We start from the raw sequence: 21,514 nt of genomic DNA on the forward strand, positions 1-21,514 counted from the left end.
CGTCAATCTCTCTTCGGGAGCTTCTAGAACTGGGCGAGGGTGAGGCCGCGGGTGAACAGGCGCTGGGTCGCGAGGAAGATCGCGATGGTCGGCAGCGAGACCACCAGGCCGGCGGCCAGCGCGATCGGTACGGGCGTTCCGGCGTAGACGTCGGTGGTCAGCGCGGACAGCTCGGCCCACACGGGCCGGACGGTCGGCGACTGGGAGAGCGTCAGGCCGAACAGCAGGTCGTTCCAGACGAAGGTGAACTCCAGGATGAACACCGCGGCGAGGGCCGCGACCGACAGCGGCAGGTAGATCCGCCAGAAGATCCGGAAGGTGGACGCGCCGTCCAGCCGGGCCGCCTCGAAGATCGACACGGCCACGTTGCCGAAGAAGTTGCGCATCACCAGCGCGGCCAGCGGCACGTTGATCGCCGAGTAGATGATGATCAGCCCGAGGTGGTCGTCGTAGAGCGTCACCTTGCTGTAGCCGACGAACAGCGGCACCAGCAGCATCTGGAACGGCACGATCGTCCCGGCGAAGATGACCACGAACCAGGCGAAGCCGTGCCTGAGCCGCAGCACCACGATCGCGTACCCGGCGAGCGCGCCCATCAGGACGGCCAGCGCGGGCGAGACGACGCTGTACAGCAGGGTGCTGAGCAGCGTGTCGCCGACGGCGGTCCGGTCCCAGGCCTGCGCGATGTTGTCGAACAGGCCGATGGAGGACGGCGGCCGCACCGCGTCCGACGGGTCGTAGTCCCCGGCGGGCCGCAGCGCGTTCGCGACGATCAGGTAGGTGGGGAACAGCCACACCAGGCCCAGCAGCGCCAGTACGGCGCGGCGCACGTGGATCAGTCCCGCTCCGCTCATCGCGGCATCTCCTCCCTGCTCACCTGGCGGCGCAGGTAGACGTACGAGGCCAGGCCCGTGATGGTGGTGAGCAGCACCGCGACCGCCGACCCGTAGCCGTACTCGTTGGCGACGAACACGTCCCGGTACATGGTCACGGCGAGGGTCTCGGACGAGCGCCCGGGCCCGCCCTGCGTCATCACCCACACGATGTCGAAGTTCTTCAGGCCGGCGACGAGCGCGAGACCGAACACCACGGTGGTGATCGGGCGCATCAGCGGCCAGATGACGTGCCGGAACATCGCCCAACCGGACGCGCCGTCGATGCGGGCGGCCTCGATCGGCCCCTTCGGGATCGACTGGAGGCCGACCACGAACAGCAGCATGTTGACGCCGAGCTGCTGCCACGTCCAAACCACGATCATGGCGACGGTGTTGCGGGGGCCGTCCTGCAGGAACGCGGTGTCGCCGCCCGGCATCCCGAACAGGGACAGGATCTGGTTCGCCATCCCGTCCGGCTGGAGGATGAACCCCCAGATCACACCGAGGCCGGCGCCCGACATCGCGTACGGGAGCAGGAACGGCAACCGGAACCACGCGCCGCGCCTGAGGTCGTAGGACAGGACGGCGACGAGCAGGCCGAGCCCCACCGGCAGGACGACGGTGCCGACGACCCACAGCAGCGTGTTGCGGATCGAGGTGACGAGCGCGTCGTCCTCGAACAGCCGCCTGTAGTTGTCCAGGCCGGTGAACTCGGGTGAGGCGAGCCCGTCGTAGCTGGTGAAGCTCAGGTACGCCGTCCACAGGAACGGCAGGTAGAGCAGGACGGCGACGAACAGCACGGCCGGCGATATGTAGACGTGCCGGAACCGGCCGTGCAGCGCGAACCCCTTGCCGGGGCGGGCGCCGGGCGCCTTGCGGCGCCCGCCGCCCGCGGGGGGCACCACCGTCAGCTCGGGACGGTCGGCGGTGGCCTTGTGCGTGCCCATGGATCAGTGCGACTTCCAGTAGGCCTCGTTGACCTTCTGGATGCTCTTGAGCACGTCCATGTAGGTCTCCGGCTTGTTGAGGAACTTGTCGAAGCCGCTCAGCGCCTCGGTGAGCACGGGCGCGGGCGCCGCCTCGAAGTAGCGCAGGACGAGGCGGTTGCCGCCCGAGGCGGCCTCCTTGGTGACCTTGTCCAGCTCGGGGTCGGCGACCTTGACCTTCGGGTTGCCGGACACGTCGCCGCGCGCGTTCGCCCACTTCTCCTGCGCGGCGGGGGTGACCCACCACTTGAGGTACTTGTTGCTGGCCGCCGCGTCGGGGGCCTTGCGCAGCGAGCACAGCGGGCCGCTCTCGAACACCAGCGACCGCTTGGGCAGCGCCGGGTCGACGTTCGGGATGAAGAAGAACCCGTAGTCCTTCCCCTGCTTGAGGCCGCGCTGGGTCATGCTCGTGTTGAACCAGGTGCCGTTGACGACCATGGCCGCGTCGCCGGACTTGAAGTGGTCGGCGGGATCGGCCTTGTCGCCGGGCTTGCTGAACCACCCGGCGTCGATCATCGACTTCCAGCGCTCCATCGCCTTGACGACGCCGGGGTCGGTGTAGGACGCCTGGCCCTTCGACAGCCGCTCGTACAGGTCGGGGTCGGTGCCGGCGAGGATCTGCTCGAACCAGGCGAAGGAGAACAGCGACGTCGGGGTGGTCTGGTTGAAGGGCACCTGGCCCTTCGACTTCAGCGTCTGCGCCGTCTTCTCCAGTTCCGCCCACGTCGTGGGCGGCTTCAGGTCGTACTTGTCGAAGACCTTCTTGTTGTAGAACATGCCCCAGTAGGCGGTGTTCAGCGGGACGCAGTACTGCTTGCCGTCGACCGTGTAGTACTTCTTCAGGTCCTCGGTGAGGTCGCCGCCGCCTATGGCGTCCTGCCAGATCTTCGTGGTCTCGGCGACCTGGTTCTGCTTGACGATCTCTTCCAGGCGCCCGCCGGTCGTCCAGGTGAACAGGTCGGGCTTGACGTTCGTGCGGAACGAGGTCTTGATGAAAGCCGTGTAGGTCGGCTCGTCGGTGTAGCCGACCGGCGTCATGTCCAGGCCGGTCTGCTGCTTGCCGAGGGCGCCCATCTGCTCGAAGAAGGGCTTCCACGCGCCCTTGTCGTTGTAGAGCTTGAGCTCGGACTTGCTCCCGCCCGAGTCGCCGGACCCGCAGCCGGCGGCGAGCAGCAGCGCGCCCACGGTGAGCGCGGTCACCTGGAGTCGCTTGGACGGCACCATGGTGAGCCTCCTTCATCGGGCGGCGATGCCCGATCGGGGTGGTCGAAGGATGGAATCGGAGATGGGTGAACCGGCCGCGCGGCGCTCGCGCCGGCGGCGCAGGGGCGGCCCGCTCAGGCGAGCCGCTGCTCGATCACGTGCTTGACGTCGGCGAGGTGGGACCGCATGAGGGACTCGGCGTCCCGCTCCGCGCCCGCCTCGATGGCGGCGAGGATGGCGGTGTGCTCGTCGAAGTCGCGGACGCGGTCGTCGAAGATCCGCTGTATCGCGCGCTGCTCGGAGGCGTGCACCGACAGCAGGGAGTCGATGACCTCGCAGAGCACGGAGTTGCCCGCGACGCCGGCGACCTCCCGGTGGAAGGCCATGTTCGCCTTGTGCAGCCGGGTCTCCGCCTCCTGCGCGTCCGAGCCGAGGTCCGCGCCCGCCTGGTCGAGGAGGGCCCGGAGCAGCTCGATGTCGGCGGGCCGCGACCGCCGCGCCGCCCGTCCGGCCAGCGGCGGCTCGATGAGCAGCCGCGCGTCCAGCAGCTGGAGCAGCCGGTCGGCCTCCAGCTCCCGGACGTTGGGATTGGGGATGACCACGCGTTCGAGGTCGGCGCCCACGTAGATGCCCGAGCCGTGCCGGAGCTGGATCGCGCCGGTCGCCTCCAGGCGGCGCAGCGCCTCACGCAGCGTCGGCGTCGTGACCGCGAAGCGCTGGGACAGCTCTCGCGCGGACGGCAGCCGGTCGCCGGCGCGCAGGCCGCCGGCCCTGATCAGGTCCAGCATGCGCTCCGTGAGGGCGTCCGCCAGGCTCGGCCGGGCCACATCCTGTGACATCGCCACCTCGTTCCCAAGAAGTAAAGTCATCTAATCACTTAGCGATTGGGGTGTCCAGCCTCCCGAAGAGACATCGCCGCAGGATGGCGCGCTCCTCCTCGAACGCGAGCCGCCCCAGCCGCGCCGACATGATGCCGTCGAAACCGTGGCAGGCGCCCGGCACATGGTGCAGCTCCGTGGGAACCCCGGAGACGATCAGCCGGTGCGCGTAGGCGAGCCCCTCGTCCCGCAGCGGGTCGAGCTCGGGGACGAGCATGTAGGCGCGCGGCAGGCCGCGCAGGTCCTCGGCCCGCGCGGGGGCGGCGTAGGCGGGGACGTCCGCCCGCCCGCCGAGGTAGTGGCGCCACATGTGCCGCACGTCGCCGCTGTTGAACAGCGGCGGCTCGGCGAACGTCCTCATCGACGGCGTGGCCATCCGGTCGTCCAGCACGGGGTAGAGGAGCATCTGGAACACCAGCGGCGGCCCGCCCTCGTCCCGCGCCCGCAGCGCCACGGCGGCGGCCAGCGCCCCGCCGGCGCTCCCGCCGCCGACCGCGACCCGCTCCGGGTCTCCACCGAACTCACCCGCGTGCTCACTGGCCCACACGGTCGCGGCATAGCAGTCCTCGAACCCGGCCGGAAAGGGATGCTCGGGCGCGAGCCGGTAGTCGACCGAGACGACCGCGATCCCGTCCTCACCGGCGAACTCCAGACAGCGCTCGTGCTCGTTGTCCAGCCCGCCGGTCACGAACCCGCCGCCGTGGAAGTACACGAGCACCGGCGCGGGCGTCTCGCGCGGCCGGTAGACCCGTACCGGCACCCCACCGGGGATGGTCCGGTCCTCGACGACCACCCCCTCGTCGCCCGCGGGCCGGGCGAGGGCGCGGACCAGGTCGTCCATGGCGGCGCGGGCCCGGACGGGGTCCGCGAGCCCGACGTAGGGCATCCCGTCGAGCGCGGCGGCGAGTTCGGCGTCAAGAGGCATGTCGGCACCTTCGGGCGGGACGGACGGGACGCGCCCCCGGGCGGGAGGTCACCCGGGGGCGCGGGGAGCGGTACCGCCGTGGACGGGACGACGGTGCCGCGGGCTGGGGGCTAGCCGGTGACCGGCAGGTTGATGTAGCGGGCCCGGTAGATACTGACGTCCCGGTAGTTGTCATTGGCCGGGCCATCGGTGGTGTCCAGGCTGTTGACGTTGTAGGAGATCACCAGGGTGCCGCTGGACGAGAGCGCCGCGTGCTGGTGGGCGTTGTAGGTGAAGATGTCCGGGTCGCCGTAGGAGCCGAGGGGCCCGGTCTCGGGCGTCTTGTAGACGGTCTGCTCGCCGCTGAACGGCCCGGCCGCCGAGCACGACAGCAGGACGTCGATCTCACCGCCGAACGCGATGTTCGCGTCCTGGTTGACCATGATGTAGTGCGACCCGCGCCTGGTGACGCTGAACTCGTTCGACACCCCGCTCATCAGCCGCGCCGAGTCCGTCTCCGTGTCCGACCAGCCGCCCGCCGTGCGGTACTCCCAGGCGCCGCGCAGGTCCGTGCCGCCGACCCGCGCGATGTGCAGGTACTTGGTGTTCACCTGCGTCTGGGGGTCGGTGTAGTCCTCGGTGCCGTAGACGTAGGTGTAGCCGCCGTCCCTGAGCAGCGCCGACCCCCACTGGACGCCCGACGCCGACGGCATCGCCTGGACGGCCGGCGCGGCGAGGTTCCCGCCGGAGAACCGGGCGAGGACGTTGTCCTTGAACTTCATGTCCCACCCGGTGCCGTTGTCCGGGTCGGGATCGTAGTACTCGCGGTAGAGCTGCTGGACCTCCGACCCGCTCTGGGTGAGGTCGCCCGCCCAGTACCAGTGGGCCGGCTGCGCGGGCGGCATGACCGCCTTCGGGGCCGCGGCCGTCCCGCCGTGCACGGTGGTGAGCCCGCCGCCCGTGCCCTGGACGACGAACGAGTTGTTGATGAACGGCGTCGTCCCGCCCTCCTCGACGACGACCGGCCGCGACCCGTCCGCGTTGACCTTGCCGAGGAAGGTGTCGGAGTAGGCGTAGACGATGCGCCCGTCCGAGAGCTTCAGCGAGTACGTCGTGTCCGCGCCTGTCCAGTCGTCCAGCAGCGTGTTGCTGTTGCCGTAGGACGTGAATCTGCCGTTGAGAGCGGCGTTCTGCGTGGCGGTGCCGAAGGCCGGCGCGGTGTGCCCGGAACACGTGGGCCCGGCGGCCGCGTGGCCGTGGGCCTTCCCGTGCCCCTTCCCTGGTCCGTGGCCATGGGTGTCGGCGCCCGCCGGCACGGCGGGCGCGGCCACGAGCAGCAGGGCGGACGCGAGAACACCGGCGCGCCGGCGCCACCCCCGGTGAACGGATGAGGGCCGATCGGGAGAGAGGGGGGAGGGGGGGACGGACGACTGCATGGAAACCTCCGCGAGGTCACGATCCACACGCTGCTCGTGCGCCCCACATTTTGAGTCATCAAATGACTTGGTGTCTAGATCTTTCAGGAGATTTCCGGGAGAGCCGCCGGATTGCGGGCCAGCAGCCCGCCGTCGACCCGGTGCTCGGCTCCGGTCACGAACGACGAGCGGGGCCCGGCGAGGAACGCCACGACCTCGGCGACCTCCGCGGGCGCCGCGACCCTGCCGAGCGGGTGCGCGCGCCCCCACTCGGCGACCTGCGCGTCCTGCCCCCGCTCCCCGCGGAACAGGTCGGCCGCCCAGCGCAGCATGGGCGTGTCGACCGACCCCGGGCACACCACGTTCGCGCGGATGCCGTCCGCCGCGTGATCCAGCGCCACCGCCCGGGTCAGCGCGTTGATCGCGGCCTTGCTCGCGCTGTAGGCGGCGACCCGGTCCTGCGAGACGAACGCCTGCACCGACGACACCGTGACGATCGTCCCGCCGCCCCTGCGCCGCAGCTCGGGCACGGCGGCGCGGCAGGCGAGGAAGACGCCCTTGACGTTGACGCCGAGCACCTCGTCCCACAGCTCCTCGGACGTCTCCTCGACCGTCCCGTACCGCTGCACGCCCGCGCACGTCACCAGGACGTCCAGGCCGCCGTGCCGGGACACGGCCTGCGCTACCAGCCCGTCCATCCGCGCGGCGTCGGTCACGTCGGCGACGGCGCCGGCGACCTCCAGCCCCTCGCCCCGCAGCTCGTCCTCCGCCCGCCGGACCTCGTCCTCGCCGATCCCGCAGAACACCACGGCGGCGCCGTCGCGCGCGAGCCGCTCCACCACGGCCCGGCCGATCCCCAGCGACCCGCCGGTCACGACGGCGACCTTGCCCTCGAACTCCCTCACGTGCCCTCCTCGATGACCGCCGCGCGCAGCCACAGGCTGCGCCGCGCGTGCGGTTCCAGCCTCAGCGCGGTGCCGTTCGCGACGGCGGCGGCCAGCCCGTCCGTCGGGTACCCGGCGAACGGCTCCAGGCCCATCACGTACGCGCGCCCCCACCACGGATGCCCGGTGGTCGCCCCCAACTCCTGCCACAGCCACAGATGCGGCAGGACGTCCACGTCCCAGCGCACCCGCATCCCGAAACCGCCCGGGTCGACGACCTCGTACCGCCCCTCCTCCAGCCCGGTGAGGTAGACGATCTCACTGGGCGCACCGGCATCGGGCACCACATCGAGATCGACGAACCCGCCCCCCTCCCCCGGCACCCGCGGCCAGGCATGCGCCCCGCCGGCCCGCACCCGCCGCCCGCCGGGAGCGATCGCCGTCCCGTGCGGAACCACCCGGGCACCCTCGCCCACCCTGATCCGGTGCCCGGGCCGCAGGAAGGGAGCCCCGAACACGATGTGGTGCCCCCACATCGCCTCCAGCGCCACCCCTGACTCGTTGACCAGCTCCTCCTCGATGACGAGCTCGGCCTCCCCCGCCCTCAGCCGAAGCGTCTTGGCGACCCGCAGCGGCATCCGCCGCCCCCGCACGGTGAGCCGGACGGCGACCTCGCCGGCGCCATCGACCACGATCTCGGAGTCCCACGGCAGCCCGGCCACCTCCCCGTGCTGCGCGAACGCCGCCCCCCGGTAGGTGCTGGGAGCACCCCCATTGGGCAGAACCTCCTGCCAACCGCCCTCATAGCCGTCGAGGAACAGGGCGACATCGTCTCCCGCTCCCCCTGCCACGTCACGCGGATCACGCAGCCCGCCGGGCGAAAGCCACACGAAGTCCGTGTCGCGCGGCTTGTAGCAGAATTCGGCGACGTCACCGCCCTTGCCCACGAGGACGGTGACCCGAAGCAGCTCGTTCTCCAGGACCACGGCCTCGACCCCTGCCCAGGTGATCTCGTGGATCCGGGCGCCCCAGTTGCGGGACGGCCGATGCCGCCGCATCAGCCCCAGTTCTCCGCACCGCTGAACGCGAAGTGCTCCCCCGCCGCGTACCGGGGCCGCGGCTGGTACTCGTTCACGCCCGGGTCGCCGCGCAGCAGCAGCGCGGACGGGAACGGCAGCGGCTCCTCGGTGATCCGCGTCGAGGTCGGGATGTACCGGATGGTCAGCCCGCACCGCCGGTGGGGCGACTCGTTCGCGTTGCTGCCGTGCATGATGTTCGGGTGGTGGACCTCGACGTCGCCGGGTTCCAGGACGAGGTCCACGGCGCGCGACTCGTCCACGCCCACGGCGCTCTCCACCCCGAAGACGGCCTCCGCGTCCTCCCGCTCCCGCACCTCGTGCAGGACCTCCTTGTGACTCCCGGGGATCACCCGGAGACACCCGTTCTCGGGCGTCGACCGGTCGATGGCGAGCCACAGCGTCACCACACGCATCGGTTCGAGCGGCCAGAACGCCCCGTCCTGGTGCCACAGCACCGCCTTGCCGGTGAAGGGCGGCTTGGAGATGTAGGCGGACGCGAACAGGGCGATGTCAGGCCCGATGAACCGCTCGGCGACATCGAGGAGCCGCTCGTCGGAGACCAACCGCACCCAGAAGGGATCCTTGGCGACCAGCTCGGTGGAGAGCTCCTCGCCGGTCCGGTCGGGATAGCGGGCCTCCAGCCAGCGGACATGCGCGTCCGCCTCGGCCACGAGCCCCGGATCCAGCACGTTCCGGAAGATCGCGTACCCGTCCTCGTCGTAACCTCGCAGCGGATCGTCGTTCATGGGCGTCCCTTCTCGATGAAGCGCGACACCCGAAGTCTTAGTCATCAGATCACTTGTTGTCTAGATGTATCGTGCCCGCCATGCGGAACCGGATCGCCCTGATCGGCGAACGCATGATCGAACTGAGCCATCTCGCCCCCGACCGCCGGCCGTCGGCTACGCCGGCGACACCTTCAACGTCGCCGCCTACCTGGCCCGCACCGCCGCCCCCGGCACGGCCGACGTCCAGTTCGTCACCCTCATCGGCGACGACCCCTACAGCACCCGGATGCGCGAATCCTGGACCGCTCACGGCGTGGCCTCCGACCACACCCGCATCGTCCCCGGCGGCCAGCCTTCATCGGCGCCTACCTGTCCACCCGCCTGACCAGCGCACCCCCCGAGCGAGCAGCCGAAACCGCCACCACCCTGGCCGCCCAGCAACCCCCCACAACCCGCACGCACCCCCCGCACGGTGCGAGCGAAGCGAGAACCACCCGCGAAGCGAGCCGCAAGGCGAGTCGAAGCGCCCCCAACCCCCCCACAACCCGCACGCACCCCCCGAACGGTGCGAGCGAAGCGAGAACCACCCGCGAAGCGAGCCGCAAGGCGAGACGCAGCGCCACAGCAACCCCCCACAACCCGCACTAGACCCCCGCGTCCACGCCCCACCGAAACCCCCCGCTCCGCACATATCACCCGCCACCACAGCACCCCGGACCAAGGGTCACTGTCGCGATCGCGTCCGAAGGCAGTTTCGAGCGAAGCAAGAAACTGATCGCGCAGCGAGCCGCAAGGCGAGTCGAAGCGATGCAGCGATCGCACGCGTTGCGTTGGGTTGGGGCGCCCCCAGGCGCCCCAACCCAACGCAACGCAAATAAACACAGCGCGCCGAAGTCTCGATGCACGGCTCGTAGGCGGTAGTTTCGAAGGCAGCGGGACCATCCTGCGAGGGAGTGACGTGACCAAGGAAACCGCTGCAATGCCGGCCAGTACGAAGTTGTCCGTCCGTGACGTGGTCACGGTGAAGCTGCCTGCCGCGAGCGCCTACCTGTCCGTGCTGCGGACCGCGACCGCGGGGCTGGCGGCCAGGTTGGACTTCACGCTGGACGAGATAGAAGACCTGCGCATAGCCGTGGACGAGGCGTGCGCGATGCTGCTCGCTCAGGCGGTGCCCGGTACCGACCTGACGTGCGAGTTCGAGTTGACCGGGGAGGCGATGCGCATCTCCGTGTCGGTCCTTACGGTGGACGGTGAGGAGCCGAGCCGCGACACGTTCGCCTGGACGGTGCTGTCGTCCTTGGCGGGTGAGGTGGACGCTCGGGTGGGCTCCGACGACCGGGTCACCGTGACGCTGCAGAAGCGGCGCGGTGCGGCGGGGGCCCCGTGACGGAGAAGACGACGACGGAGCAGACGACGGTCGCCGGCACGAGCACCGAGCGTTCGGACAGCGCCGTCCCGGACCGGGCTCGGGCGCGCGCGCTGTTCGAGCGTCTGACCCAGCTGCCGGAGGGCGACCCGGAGCGTCAGCGCATCCGCGACCAGCTCGTGGAGCTGCATCTGCCGCTGGTGGAGTATCTCGCCCGGCGCTTCCGCAACCGCGGGGAGTGGCTGGACGACCTGATCCAGGTCGCCACGATCGGTCTGATCAAGTCGATCGACCGGTTCGACCTGGAGCGCGGGGTGGAGTTCTCCACCTACGCCACGCCGACGATCGTCGGTGAGATCAAGCGGCACTTCCGCGACAAGGGCTGGGCGGTGCGCGTGCCGCGCCGTCTGCAGGAGCTGAAGCTGTCGCTGACGAAGGCGATCAGTGAGCTCGCCCAGCGGGAGGGGCGCGCCCCGACCGTGAGCGAGCTCGCGGCGCACCTGCAGATGAGCGAGGAGGAGGTGCTGGAGGGGCTGGAGTCGGCGAACGCCTATTCCACGGTGTCCCTCGACGCGCCCGACTCCGGCGACGAGGACGCCCCTGCGGTGGCGGACTCGCTCGGCATGGTGGACGAGTCGCTGGAGGGCGTGGAGTACCGCGAGTCCCTCAAGCCGCTGCTGGAGAAGCTCCCGGCGCGCGAGAAGAAGATCCTTCTGCTGCGCTTCTTCGGCAACATGACGCAGTCGCAGATCGCGGCGGAGCTCGGCATCTCCCAGATGCACGTGTCCCGGCTGCTGGCGCGGACGCTCGCGCAGCTCCGCGACGGCCTGACCGCCGACGAGTAGTGACGCAGAGCCGAAAGGGCCCCGAGGACGAGTCCTCAGGGCCCTTTCGGCGTCCGGTCAGCCTTTGGCGTTCTTGGTGGGCTGTTCGTTCAGGCGGTCTTTGAGGCGCCGGCCGAGGGAGCGGGGTTCCCCGGCCGGCGGGGCGCCGGCCGGCTCGGCGGGTTCGGGGTCGTTCGGCGAGTCCTCGTCGTCCTCGTCGTGGTCCTCGATGAGCCAGGCGGTGCTCGGGGGGCTGAGGACGGCGATCAGCGCGAGGACCGCGACCACGCCCAGCGGGACGGCGATCGCGAGCCGGTCGCTCTGCCACAGCGACCAGGCGATCGGCAGGGCGAACAGCTGGGTCAGGACCGTGGGGGCGCGGCTCCACTGGGCGGCGCGCAGGAGCCCGCGCGCGCAGCCGAGCATGCCGAGGCCGCCGGCGAGGGCCAGGACGGTGACCCCGATCGCGCTGGCCGGGTCGACGGCGGCGCCGGCGGCCGTCTCGACGCCGGTGAAGACGCCGAACCCGACGGCGGCGGCGCCCTCCGCGGCCTGGAGGGCGGCGGCGGCCTGCACGGTGAAGGGACGCTTGGTCACACCCCGAAACCCTACTCGCCCCGTGCGGCGGCCCGCCTCCAGGGGAAACGGCGGGCGAACGCATCCGGAACGATCGATACCCTGACGCCGTGCGCGCCATGCTCATCGCCAACCCCAAGGCGACCTCCACCTCCCGGCGAGCCCGCGACATCCTCGTGCGGGCCTTCACCGGTGATCTCGACCTGGTCCTCGCCGAGACCGGCCACCGCGGCCACGCGACCGAGCTGGCCCGGCAGGCCGCCGTCGAGGGCTACGACGTCGTGATCGCCCTCGGCGGGGACGGGACGGTGAACGAGGCCGTCAACGGGCTGCTGGCGGAAGGCCCGTCCCCCGATCTGCCCGCGCTGGCGGTGCTGCCGTGCGGGAGCGCGAACGTGTTCGCCCGCGCGCTCGGCCTTCCGGACGACCCGATCGGCGCGACGCGGTCGGTCCTGGAGGCGCTGCGGGCGGGCCGGTACCGGACGGTCGGGCTCGGCACGGCCTCCCGTCCGGGCGCCCCCGAGCGGTACTTCACGTTCTGTGCGGGCGTGGGGCTGGACGCGGAGGTCGTGCGCGAGGTGGAGCGGCGCCGCGAGGCGGGTCTGCGGGCGGACCCGTCGCTGTATGTGCGGACCGCGATACGGCATTTCTTCTCCGGCACTGATCGGCGCCATCCGGCCCTCACTTTGGAACAGCCCGGACGGCCGCCGAAAGCGGGGCTGTTCCTGGCGTTCATCTCCAATACGTCTCCGTGGACTTTCATGGGCCGGGTGCCGATGAATCCGAGCCCGAAGGCGAACTTCACGCGCGGTCTGGACGTGTTCGCGATACGTTCCCTCGGACTCGGCGCGACGCTGGGGGCGCTGGCCCGGATGCTGGCCCCGCGGGCGTACCCCGTTCAGGGGCGGCACGTCCTGAATCTGCACGACGAGGCCGAGGTCACGGTGAGCGCGGACCGGCCCGTGGCGTTCCAGCTGGACGGCGACTACCTGGGCGAGCACCGGACGGTCACGTTCCGCTCCGTGCCGAAGGCGATCCGCATCGTCATTTGAGCCGCGCGAGCCCGCATGTGAGAGCCAAGTAACACGCCCGACCGATGGGTGTGACACATGCGACACCCATACTTTGAGAATCCTTTCTCAAAGGTCTTGCGTCTGCCCGCACCCTCCTGAAACGCTCAAAGTGCGCCAGCCGACAGGGACCCCAACGCCGCCGGTCACCTGCTCGCGGCGCCGCCGAACAACAACCCCTGGACCTGGCCACAGCCACCCCGGGCGTTCGCGACATGTGAACCCGTTCACAAGAGTGGAGCAACTCCACCACCTGACGAAGGAGTGGACCGCATGGACTGGCGCCACCGCGCAGCCTGCCGTGACGTGGACCCCGAGCTCTTCTTCCCCATCGGCAACACCGGCCCCGCCATCCTGCAGATCGAAGAGGCCAAGCAGGTCTGCCGCCGCTGCGACGTCAGTGACGCCTGCCTGCGCTGGGCACTGGAATCCGGCCAGGAATCCGGCGTCTGGGGCGGCATGGGCGAGGACGAACGCCGCGCCCTGCGCAGGTCTCATCGCCGCGCCCTCAGCGTCAGGCGCTAGAGCGCCTTCCTTGCGGGCACGGCTGCGATCGCCGGGCATCGCTCCGGCTTGTGCGGGTCGGGCCGACGGCGGTGCGAGCGCGTGGCGGCCGGTGGCGCCATCGGAGGCGCTCGGACCGATGAACTTCCGACGCTGAAGCGGTCAATACGGTTATGACCGAACAGATGCTCCAGACGCCCGAGGTCGACCTCGTCTACGACGTCCACGGCCCGCCGCCGGCCAAAGGCGGACGCCCGCCGCTGTTCATGGTCGGCCAGCCCATGGACGCCGGCGGCTTCGGCACGTTGGCGTCGCACTTCCCCGAGCGCACCGTGATCACCTACGATCCGCGCGGCATCGGCCGCAGCACCCGCAGGGACGGCCGGGTCGACCATGCGCCCGAGACCCAGGCCGCCGACGTGCACGCGGTCATCGAGGCGCTCGGCGCGGGCCCGGTCGAGATGTTCGCCAGCAGCGGCGGTGCGGTGACCGCGCTCGCCCTCGTGACGGCGCACCCCGACGACGTGACGATCCTGGTGGCGCACGAGCCGCCGCTCATTCGGGTGCTCCCCGACGCCCCGGCCGCCGAGCGCGCCTGGGCCCGCGTCCGGGACGCCTACGACGGCGGGGGAGCCGGGGCCGGTATGGCGGCGTTCATCGCTATGACGTCCTGGCAGGGCGACTTCACCGGCGACTACTTCGCCCGGCCCGCGCCGGACCCTGCCGCGTTCGGGATGCCGGGCGGCGATGACGGGTCCCGTGACGATCCGCTGCTGTCCGACCGGTCGTCGGCGGTCAGCGGCTACCGGCCCGATCTGGAGGCGCTCACCGCGGCACCGACGCGGATCGTGATCGCGGTGGGTGAGGAGTCTCTGGGAACCTTCACCGGACGCACCTCGGTGGCGATGGCCGAGCTGCTCTGTCAGTCGGCGACGGTGTTCCCGAGCCATCACGGAGGCTTCCTCGGCGGTGAGTTCGGCTATGCCGGGCAGCCCGAGGCCTTCGCACGCAAGCTGCGCGAGGTCCTGAACGCCGCCGGCTGACGGCCGCCCCTCCCACCGCCACGGGGCGTTCGTCGAACCCCGTGACATGTCGAGCGGCGGTGTTCAGGTGTGGCTGGGGCCGTGGTGGTGGTCCAGGGGGATGTCCACCACTACCTCGGTGCCTCCGCCTTCGCGGGGGCGGAAGTCCAGGTGGCCGCCCAGCTCGCCCACGATGAGGGTGCGGACGATCTGCAGGCCCAGGCTCTCGGTGCTCTCCATGTCGAAGCCGGCGGGCAGGCCGACGCCGTCGTCCGCGACGACCGTGACGAGGCGGCGGCCGGACGGGTGGTCGGCCTCGGCGCCCGGGGCGCGGGGCTCGTCCGCGCCGGGCGCCTTCCACTCGCCCCAGAACGAGGCGCCCCCCGGATCCGCGACCTCCCCCTCCCCGTAGCGGTGCGCCACGACCTCCAGAGTCCCGAAACGGTTCGCCAGGCCGTGCTCCAGGGCGTTCTGCAGCAGCTCGGTGAGCGCCATCGCCAGCGGCGTCGCGATCTCGGCGGGCAGGACGCCGAAGCTCCCGGTCCGCTTGGGGGTGACCTTGGTCTCCGGGGTGGACACCTCCCCCGCCATCGTGATCACCCGGTCGGCGATGTCGTCGAAGTCGATCAGCTCGTCCGGGGTGTGCGACAGCGTCTCGTGCACGATCGCGATCGACCCGACGCGCCGGACGGCCTCGTCCAGCGCGGCCCGGCCCTCCGGGATCCGCAGCCGCCGCGCCTGGAGCCGCAGCAGCGCCGCGACCGTCTGCAGGTTGTTCTTCACCCGGTGGTGGATCTCCCGGATGGTGGCGTCCTTGGTCATCAGCTCCCGGTCGCGCCAGCGCAGCTCGGTCACGTCCCGGCACAGCACGACGGCGCCGATCCGCGTCCCGCCGACGACGAGGGGGATCGTGCGCAGCTGCATGATCGACCCGCGTGACTCGACCTCGACCTCGCGGGGCGCGCGGCCCGACAGCACGACGCTCAGCGCCTCCTCCCTCGGCTCGCCGGTGTCGCACAGGTTCGCGGTGACCTGCCCGAGCGCCTCGCCGACCAGGTCCGTCGGGTAGCCGAGCCGCCGGTAGGCCGACTGGGCGTTGGGGCTGGCGTAGGTGACCTTGCCGGCGCGGTCCAGCCGCATCAGGCCGTCGCCGACCCGCGGCGAGCGGACCATGTTCGGCTCCTCGCCGGGCACCGGAAACCGGCCCTCGGAGATCATCGTGGCGAGGTCGCTGGCGCTCTGCAGGTAGGTCAGCTCCAGCCGGGACGGGGTGCGCGCGGAGCTGAGGTTCGTGCTGCGCTGGATCACTCCGAGGATCTTGGCGCCGCGGCGCACCGGGATGGACTCCTCGCGGACGGGGATGCCGCTGCCCCACTCCGGGTCGCCCTCGCGGACGATCCGGCGCTCCCGCCACGCCACGTCGATCAGCCCGCGCCGCCCCGTCCGGACGACCTTGCCGACGAGGTCCTCCGGGTAGGCGGTCGGCCCGGTCGTCGGCCGCATCTGCGCGATCGCGACCCAGCCGGGGACGGTCGCGCCGGTGTCGAGCGCGCCCGGCCTGCCCCGGTCCGCGCGGGCCGGCCCGTCGGCGGGCAGCGCGACCGCCGACTGCAGCGGCACCCACAGCAGCAGGTCCGCGAACGACAGGTCGGCCAGGAGCTGCCAGTCCGAGACCAGCGCGTGGAGCCACTCCAGATCGGTGTCGGTGAGGTCGGTGTGGGCTCGGACCAGATCGGTCAAGGTAGGCACGCGACCATCATCGCCGATGGTCTTCCGTCCCGGGGCAGGTGGCTCCGCCTCCGGGGCCACCTGGCAGGATGCCCGGCATGACCGCAGGACGAGACCCCCTGGCCAGGCTCCGGGACGCGGCCGGGCGGCGCGCCGCCGCCGGGCTGCGCCGGTCGCTGCGCCCCCGGCCCGACGGGCTCACCGATCTGGCGTCCAACGACTACCTCGGGCTGTCCGGCGACCCGCGGCTCGTCGAGGGCGCCGTCGCCGCCGCGCGCGAGTGGGGCACCGGCTCCACCGGCTCGCGCCTCGTCACCGGGACGACGGAGCTGCACACCGAGCTGGACCGGCGGCTCGCCGCGTTCACCGGCAGCGCCGCCGGCCTGGTGTTCTCCTCCGGCTTCCTCGCCAACCTCGGCGCCGTCACGGCGCTCGCCGGGCCCGACACCCTCGTGGTGTCCGACCGGGTCAACCACGCCTCCATCGTGGACGCGTGCCGGCTGTCGCGGTCCCGCGTCGTGATCGTCGCGCACCGGGACGCCGCCGCCGCGGAGCGGGCCCTCGCCGAGCGCGAGGAGGACCACGCCATCGTCGTCACCGACGCGGTGTTCTCCGTGGACGGCGACCTCGCGCCGCTGGGCGCGCTGCACGCCGCCGTCCGGGCGCACGGGGCGCTGCTGGTCGTCGACGAGGCGCACGCGCTCGGCGTCGTCGGCGACGGGGGCCGGGGCGCCGCGCACGCCGCCGGCCTCGCGGGCGAACCCGACGTGGTCCTCACTCTCACGCTGTCGAAGTCGCTGGCGTCGCAGGGCGGGGCGGTCCTCGGGGCCCCCGAGGTGATCGACGCGCTGGTCGACACGGGGCGCTCGTTCATCTTCGACACCGGTCTGAACCCGCCGGCCGCCGGCGCCGCCCTCGCCGCGCTGGACGTGCTCGGATCCGACCCCGGGCTGCCCGGCCGGGCCCGCGAGCGGGCGCTGGCGATCTCAAACCTGGCGGCCGGTTCCGGCCTGGAAACGGCCAGGCCCGCGGCGGCGGTGGTCCCCGTGTTCCTGGGCGAGCCGCAGGCCGCGGTGCGGGCCGCCGAGATCAGCGCTGAGCACGGTCTGCGCGTCGGCTGCTTCCGTCCGCCGTCGGTTCCCAAGGGCCGGGCGTGCCTGCGCCTCACCGCACGTGCCACGCTGGACGAGTCCGACCTCACACGATTGCGGGCGGCCCTGGCGGAAATCGCGTCCTCTACCAGCCGTAGTCTTCACCCATAACATCGGGGAAACCGGTGATGAACGTGAGGAGACGCCGTGACGGAGGTCAGGGGCGGGCCCCGGCACGGGGGCGGGATCGAGCACGGGTTCGACCGGGTCCCGCTCGGCGACATCGGTAAGCGCCACCCGAACCAGGCGCCCCGGATCCCCAAGTACTACAAGCTCAAGGAACTGCTGGTCGAGCTGATCCAGTCGCTTCCCGCGGGCAGCCCGCTGCCGCCCGAGCGGACCCTCGCCGAGAAGTACGAGACGTCCCGCACCACCGTCCGGCAGGCCCTCGCCGAGCTGGTCGTGGAGGGGCGGCTCCAGCGCATCCAGGGCAAGGGAACCTTCGTCGCCAAGCCGAAGGTCGCCCAGGAGCTCCAGCTCGTCAGCTACACCGAGGACATGCGGCACCACGGGCTGCGCCCCGAGACCCGCATCCTGGAGGCCGGCTACGTCAGCGCCGACGAGCGCCTCGCCACCCTCCTGTGCATCCGCCCCGGGGGCCGGGTGCTGCGGATCCACCGGCTCCGGCTGGCCGACGGCGAACCGATGTCGATCGACACCTCCCACCTCCCGGCCCGCCGCTTCCCCGGCCTGCGCCGCGAGCTGCCGCGCCACCACTCCCTGTACGAGACGCTCGCGACCGCCTACGACGTCCACCTCACCGAGGCCGAGGAGACGATCGAGACCGTCCTCGCCACCCCGCACGACGCCCAGCTCCTGGGCGTGGACGTCGGCCTGCCGATGCTGCTGCTGTCCCGCCACGCCTTCGACACGACGGGCCAGCCGGTCGAGTGGGCCCAGTCCCTGTACCGGGGCGACCGCTACAAGTTCATCACCCGGCTCAGCCGCTGACCCGCCGCGCGGCGTTCAGAGCGTCCGGCCGAGGGCCTTGATCGGCATCTGCAGCTCGGTGAGCAGTTCCAGGTCCTGCCGCGCGGGGCGGCCGAGGGTGGTGAGGTAGTTGCCGACGATCACGGCGTTGATGCCGCCGAGCATGCCCTCGCGGGTGCCGAGGTCGCCGAGGGTGAGCTCGCGGCCGCCGGCGTAGCGCAGGATCGTGCGGGGCAGCGCGAGCCGGAACGCGGCGATCGTCTTCAGTGCCTCGGTGCCCTCGACCAGCGGGTAGTCGGCGAACGGGGTGCCGGGACGCGGCGCGAGGAAGTTCAGCGGGACCTCGTCGGGCTCCAGCTCCGCGAGCTGCCCGGCGAACTCGGCGCGCTGCTCGACGCTCTCGCCCATCCCGACGATGCCGCCGCAGCAGACCTCCATGCCGGCGTCCTTGACCATGCGGAGGGTGTCCCAGCGCTCCTCCCACGAGTGCGTGGTGACCACGTTCGGGAAGTGGGAGCGGGCCGTCTCCAGGTTGTGGTTGTAGCGGTGGACGCCCATCGCGGCCAGCTCGTCCACCTGCGCCTGGGTGAGCATGCCGAGCGAGCACGCGATGTTGATCTCGACGGCGTCGTTGATAACCTTGACGCCGTCGCGGACCTGCGACATCAGCCGCTCGTCCGGTCCCCGCACGGCGGCGACGATGCAGAACTCGGTGGCGCCGGTCGCGGCGGTCTCCTTCGCCGCCTCGACCAGCTCGGGGATGTTCAGCCACACCGACCGGACGGGCGACTCGAACTTGCCGGACTGCGAGCAGAAGTGGCAGTCCTCCGGGCAGCCGCCGGTCTTCAGCGACACGATCCCCTCGACCTCGACCTCCGGCCCGCACCACCGCATCCGGACGTCGTGGGCAAGCGCGAGCAGGTCCTGGAGCCGGTCGTCCGGCAGGTTCAGGACCTCCAGCACCTGCCCCTGCGACAGGCCCTCGCCCTCGTCCAGGACCTGGCGGAGCGCGATGTCGAGAATGTCCGTCACATGTTCTCCTTGTCGGGGCCGAAGGCGGCGCGGAAGGCGGCGGCGTCGAATCCGCCGCCGAACGAGGGGGCCAGGCCGCGGTGCGCGGCCACGAGGAACTCCGCCGGGTCCAGGGCCCCGGCGCCGGCGGGCAGCGCGCCCGACAGCGGGCGGGCCGCGATGGTCTCCAGGTCGCGGATGTTGCTGCGCATGGCGAGGTCGGGGTCGTCCGGCCACGCGCCGATCACCACCCCGGCGAGCTGCACCCCGCGGTGCGCCATCGCCTCCAGGGTGAGCGCGGTGTGGTTGAGCGTGCCGAGGTCCGGCCGGGCCACCACCACGACGGCGGCGCCGAGCCGGCGCGCGAGGTCGGCGATCGTGCCGCCCTCCTCGTCGTAGCGGACGAGGAGCCCGCCCGCCCCCTCGACCAGCACCAGCCGCCGACCGGACGCCAGGTCCCGGACGCGCTCGGCGACGTCCGGCAGCCGGACGGGCGGCATCCCCGCGCGGCGGGCCGCCGCGGCCGGGGACAGGGGGTCGGGGAACCGAGCGAACTCGTGCACGTCGTCGATCCCGGCGAGCCGGCGGACCTCGTCGAGGTCGCCCGGCTCCCCGCCGCCGACACCGGTCTGACCGGGTTTGACGACGGCGACCGACGCGCCGCGCGCGGCGGCGACCGCGGCCAGCGCCGCGGTGACGACGGTCTTCCCCACACCCGTGCAGGTCCCGGTCACAACGAGCACACTCACAGATCGGCACACTAGCGCGGGCCCGGAATCGGCCCGTCGCCGGGTTCTCCCCGAATCGACGGAACCGGGGCGGGGGCGCCGAGCGTCCAACCGTCATGGCCGGTCCGTACACACGCTCCCGCCGGGTGCCGGCAGTCGCCTGCGCCGCCCTGGCCGCCTGCGCGGCGCTGGCCGGCTGCGGCGACGGCTCCGGCACCGCCGGGCCCTCCTCCCCCGCACCCGCCACGAGCTCGTCCCCCGTCGACGACACCCCCGCGGGCGAGAAGCTCGTCCTGCGGTGGCGCAGGACCGGCGGCATCGCCGGTCTCGGCGGGCCCGGAAGCCTTCCCGACTTCTCGCTCTACTCCACGGGCCGCGCGGTGGCCACGGTCCAGGGCGGGCCGACCGGGTACCGCCTGAAGCCCGAAGCCCTGCGGCGCCTCCTGGACGAGGCCCGCGCGGCCGGCCTCGCCCGCTCCCACACGGTCGGGCCCGGCGGCGTCGCGGACGCGATCACGATCGTGGTCACGATGGACGGGGCGACGACCCGGATCGTCCAGCCCGAGGCGCAGGCGGGCCCGGAGGGACGCTTCCTCAAGCGCCTCGATCCGGCCGCCTGGCCCGCGTCCGACCTCGCCGGGAGTCCCGGACCGTACAAGCCGGAGAAGACCGCCGTCCTCGCCGGGCCTGCCACCGGGAGCGCCACCGTCAAGACGTGGCCGCTGGCACCGCTCGGCAAGGGCGTCCCGGTGGCCGGGGCGGTCTGCACGGTGGCTCCGGCCGAGAAGGTTCCCGCCACGAACCCGGACACCGCATGGCGCAGCGGCGGCCAGACCTACTCGGTCCGCCTGCGTCCCCTGCTCCCCGCCGAGTCCTCCTGCCAGGACGTCAAGTGACCAGTTGCCGAACCATCCTGCCCTGACGTACAATTTCTTGTACTTGCGGAGGTGGTGACATGAAGACGATGACCTACTCGGAGTCCCGTGCGCATTACGCCGAGACTCTCAATGCGGTCGTCGATGATCGCGAGGAAGTGATCATCACCCGTGCCGGGCACGAGCCTGTGGTCATAGTGGCACTCGACGATTACGAGTCACTGAAGGAGACCGCCTACCTGCTCAAGAGCCCGGAGAACGCCCGGCGACTGCTGGCTTCCATTGACCGCCTGGAGCACGGAGCCGGAGTCGAGCGGCCTCTCGCCGAATGAAACTGGTCTGGGACGAGAGCGCCTGGGACGACTACGTTTGGTGGCAGACCGAGGACCGCAAGGTCCTCAAGCGGATCAACAACCTGCTCAAGAATGTTCAGCGCAACGGTAATGACGGGATCGGCAAGCCAGAACCCTTGAAGCATGGATTCCACGGTTACTGGTCGCGTCGGATCACCGACGAGCATCGCTTGGTCTACAAACTAGGCGAAAACGAGATTCGCATCGCCGCTTGCCGTTACCACTACGGGGCTTGACCCTCGGGTTCGAGGGGGCCGTGCTGGGAGCATTCGGCCGTCCAGGCCGTCGGAGTGACCTGGACTATCAGGCGGCGGCGGCAGTGGGGGCAGTAGCGGGGCGGTTCCATCCGGCGGGCGGTCCGGCAGGGGGTGTGGTCGCCCTCGGCGGGCTCGCCGCAGCGGTCGCAGTACACGGCGTCACTCTA

25 protein-coding genes are annotated in these 21,514 nt (G+C 71.6%); 11 read left to right on the forward strand and 14 right to left on the reverse strand.

Going from position 1 to position 21,514, the window contains the following annotated elements; all coding sequences use genetic code 11:
• Nucleotides 1–23: 23 nt before the first annotated feature.
• From CHC11_RS25425 to CHC11_RS25465, 9 genes are all read right to left on the reverse strand, one after another.
• The gene (locus CHC11_RS25425; protein ID WP_089314334.1) at nt 24–854 is read right to left on the reverse strand and encodes a carbohydrate ABC transporter permease; all 831 of its coding nucleotides are present in this window, start codon (nt 852–854) and stop codon (nt 24–26) included.
• Nucleotides 851–1,822: a carbohydrate ABC transporter permease gene (locus tag CHC11_RS25430; protein ID WP_089314335.1), complete on the reverse strand. Its 972-nt coding sequence runs from the start codon at nt 1,820–1,822 to the stop codon at nt 851–853. Before CHC11_RS25430 ends, CHC11_RS25425 begins: the two co-directional genes overlap by 4 nt.
• Before the next feature lie 3 nt (nt 1,823–1,825).
• The gene (locus CHC11_RS25435; protein ID WP_089314336.1) at nt 1,826–3,085 is read right to left on the reverse strand and encodes an ABC transporter substrate-binding protein; all 1,260 of its coding nucleotides are present in this window, start codon (nt 3,083–3,085) and stop codon (nt 1,826–1,828) included.
• A gap of 113 nt (nt 3,086–3,198) precedes the next feature.
• Entirely contained in the window at nt 3,199–3,903 is a 705-nt protein-coding gene (locus tag CHC11_RS25440) for a FadR/GntR family transcriptional regulator (protein WP_089314337.1), read from the reverse strand.
• Between the two features lie 34 nt (nt 3,904–3,937).
• Entirely contained in the window at nt 3,938–4,867 is a 930-nt protein-coding gene (locus CHC11_RS25445; protein WP_089314338.1) for an alpha/beta hydrolase, read from the reverse strand.
• Between the two features lie 110 nt (nt 4,868–4,977).
• A complete protein-coding gene (locus CHC11_RS25450; RefSeq protein WP_245919747.1) occupies nt 4,978–6,177 on the reverse strand; it encodes a glycoside hydrolase family 183 protein in 1,200 nt (399 codons plus the stop codon).
• Between the two features lie 188 nt (nt 6,178–6,365).
• A complete protein-coding gene (locus tag CHC11_RS25455) occupies nt 6,366–7,166 on the reverse strand; it encodes an SDR family NAD(P)-dependent oxidoreductase (RefSeq protein WP_089314339.1) in 801 nt (266 codons plus the stop codon).
• Entirely contained in the window at nt 7,163–8,203 is a 1,041-nt protein-coding gene (locus CHC11_RS25460; RefSeq protein WP_089314340.1) for a DUF4432 family protein, read from the reverse strand. The genes CHC11_RS25455 and CHC11_RS25460 overlap by 4 nt, the downstream gene beginning before the upstream one ends.
• Entirely contained in the window at nt 8,203–8,970 is a 768-nt protein-coding gene (locus CHC11_RS25465) for a phytanoyl-CoA dioxygenase family protein (RefSeq protein WP_089314341.1), read from the reverse strand. The genes CHC11_RS25460 and CHC11_RS25465 overlap by 1 nt, the downstream gene beginning before the upstream one ends.
• Before the next feature lie 64 nt (nt 8,971–9,034).
• Between CHC11_RS25465 and CHC11_RS25470 the strand changes: the two genes are divergently transcribed.
• From CHC11_RS25470 to CHC11_RS25480, 3 genes are all read left to right on the forward strand, one after another.
• Entirely contained in the window at nt 9,035–9,337 is a 303-nt protein-coding gene (locus tag CHC11_RS25470; protein WP_089314342.1) for a PfkB family carbohydrate kinase, read from the forward strand.
• A 573-nt stretch (nt 9,338–9,910) separates the two neighbouring features.
• A complete protein-coding gene (locus CHC11_RS25475) occupies nt 9,911–10,339 on the forward strand; it encodes an ATP-binding protein (RefSeq protein WP_089314343.1) in 429 nt (142 codons plus the stop codon).
• 92 nt (nt 10,340–10,431) lie between these two features.
• On the forward strand, nt 10,432–11,163 hold the full coding sequence (locus tag CHC11_RS25480) for an RNA polymerase sigma factor SigF (RefSeq protein ID WP_089314515.1): 732 nt from the start codon (nt 10,432–10,434) through the stop codon (nt 11,161–11,163).
• Between the two features lie 57 nt (nt 11,164–11,220).
• Here the strand turns inward: CHC11_RS25480 and CHC11_RS25485 are convergent, their stop codons facing one another.
• On the reverse strand, nt 11,221–11,739 hold the full coding sequence (locus tag CHC11_RS25485; protein ID WP_179278993.1) for a hypothetical protein: 519 nt from the start codon (nt 11,737–11,739) through the stop codon (nt 11,221–11,223).
• Nucleotides 11,740–11,828: 89 nt separating this feature from the next.
• Between CHC11_RS25485 and CHC11_RS25490 the strand changes: the two genes are divergently transcribed.
• The 3 genes from CHC11_RS25490 to CHC11_RS25500 all read left to right on the forward strand — a co-directional run bounded on the left by CHC11_RS25490 (nt 11,829) and on the right by CHC11_RS25500 (nt 14,335).
• Nucleotides 11,829–12,770, forward strand: a complete 942-nt coding sequence (locus CHC11_RS25490; RefSeq protein WP_089314344.1) for a diacylglycerol/lipid kinase family protein — start codon at nt 11,829–11,831, stop codon at nt 12,768–12,770.
• Between the two features lie 291 nt (nt 12,771–13,061).
• Complete coding sequence (locus CHC11_RS25495; protein ID WP_089314516.1) at nt 13,062–13,313, forward strand: WhiB family transcriptional regulator; 252 nt, start codon at nt 13,062–13,064, stop codon at nt 13,311–13,313.
• A 152-nt stretch (nt 13,314–13,465) separates the two neighbouring features.
• Complete coding sequence (locus CHC11_RS25500) at nt 13,466–14,335, forward strand: alpha/beta fold hydrolase (RefSeq protein ID WP_089314345.1); 870 nt, start codon at nt 13,466–13,468, stop codon at nt 14,333–14,335.
• A gap of 63 nt (nt 14,336–14,398) precedes the next feature.
• On the opposite strand, the gene CHC11_RS25505 is transcribed toward CHC11_RS25500, so the two are convergent.
• Complete coding sequence (locus CHC11_RS25505; RefSeq protein WP_089314346.1) at nt 14,399–16,063, reverse strand: sensor histidine kinase; 1,665 nt, start codon at nt 16,061–16,063, stop codon at nt 14,399–14,401.
• A gap of 68 nt (nt 16,064–16,131) precedes the next feature.
• On the opposite strand from CHC11_RS25505, the gene CHC11_RS25510 reads away from it, so the two are divergent.
• Both CHC11_RS25510 and CHC11_RS25515 read left to right on the forward strand, forming a co-directional pair.
• Complete coding sequence (locus tag CHC11_RS25510; RefSeq protein ID WP_425427340.1) at nt 16,132–17,304, forward strand: 8-amino-7-oxononanoate synthase; 1,173 nt, start codon at nt 16,132–16,134, stop codon at nt 17,302–17,304.
• A 36-nt stretch (nt 17,305–17,340) separates the two neighbouring features.
• Complete coding sequence (locus tag CHC11_RS25515; RefSeq protein ID WP_245919749.1) at nt 17,341–18,144, forward strand: GntR family transcriptional regulator; 804 nt, start codon at nt 17,341–17,343, stop codon at nt 18,142–18,144.
• Nucleotides 18,145–18,159: 15 nt separating this feature from the next.
• Here the strand turns inward: CHC11_RS25515 and bioB are convergent, their stop codons facing one another.
• Both bioB and bioD read right to left on the reverse strand, forming a co-directional pair.
• Nucleotides 18,160–19,155, reverse strand: a complete 996-nt coding sequence (gene bioB, locus CHC11_RS25520; RefSeq protein WP_089314348.1) for a biotin synthase BioB — start codon at nt 19,153–19,155, stop codon at nt 18,160–18,162.
• Nucleotides 19,152–19,883: a dethiobiotin synthase gene (gene bioD / locus CHC11_RS25525; protein WP_089314349.1), complete on the reverse strand. Its 732-nt coding sequence runs from the start codon at nt 19,881–19,883 to the stop codon at nt 19,152–19,154. Before bioD ends, bioB begins: the two co-directional genes overlap by 4 nt.
• A gap of 125 nt (nt 19,884–20,008) precedes the next feature.
• On the opposite strand from bioD, the gene CHC11_RS25530 reads away from it, so the two are divergent.
• From CHC11_RS25530 to CHC11_RS25540, 3 genes are read left to right on the forward strand one after another with little or no spacing between them, the layout of a single operon-like run.
• The gene (locus CHC11_RS25530; RefSeq protein ID WP_143227320.1) at nt 20,009–20,758 is read left to right on the forward strand and encodes a hypothetical protein; all 750 of its coding nucleotides are present in this window, start codon (nt 20,009–20,011) and stop codon (nt 20,756–20,758) included.
• 59 nt (nt 20,759–20,817) lie between these two features.
• On the forward strand, nt 20,818–21,069 hold the full coding sequence (locus tag CHC11_RS25535; protein WP_089314351.1) for a type II toxin-antitoxin system Phd/YefM family antitoxin: 252 nt from the start codon (nt 20,818–20,820) through the stop codon (nt 21,067–21,069).
• The gene (locus CHC11_RS25540; RefSeq protein WP_089314352.1) at nt 21,066–21,326 is read left to right on the forward strand and encodes a Txe/YoeB family addiction module toxin; all 261 of its coding nucleotides are present in this window, start codon (nt 21,066–21,068) and stop codon (nt 21,324–21,326) included. Before CHC11_RS25535 ends, CHC11_RS25540 begins: the two co-directional genes overlap by 4 nt.
• Here the strand turns inward: CHC11_RS25540 and bsaP are convergent.
• On the reverse strand, nt 21,314–21,502 hold the full coding sequence (bsaP, locus tag CHC11_RS25545; RefSeq protein WP_089314353.1) for a biotin synthase auxiliary protein BsaP: 189 nt from the start codon (nt 21,500–21,502) through the stop codon (nt 21,314–21,316). The genes CHC11_RS25540 and bsaP overlap by 13 nt on opposite strands.
• Between the last annotated feature and the right edge of the window lie 12 nt (nt 21,503–21,514).

This window comes from Actinomadura mexicana (genome assembly GCF_900188105.1).
Taxonomy (GTDB): Bacteria; Actinomycetota; Actinomycetes; order Streptosporangiales; family Streptosporangiaceae; genus Spirillospora; species Spirillospora mexicana.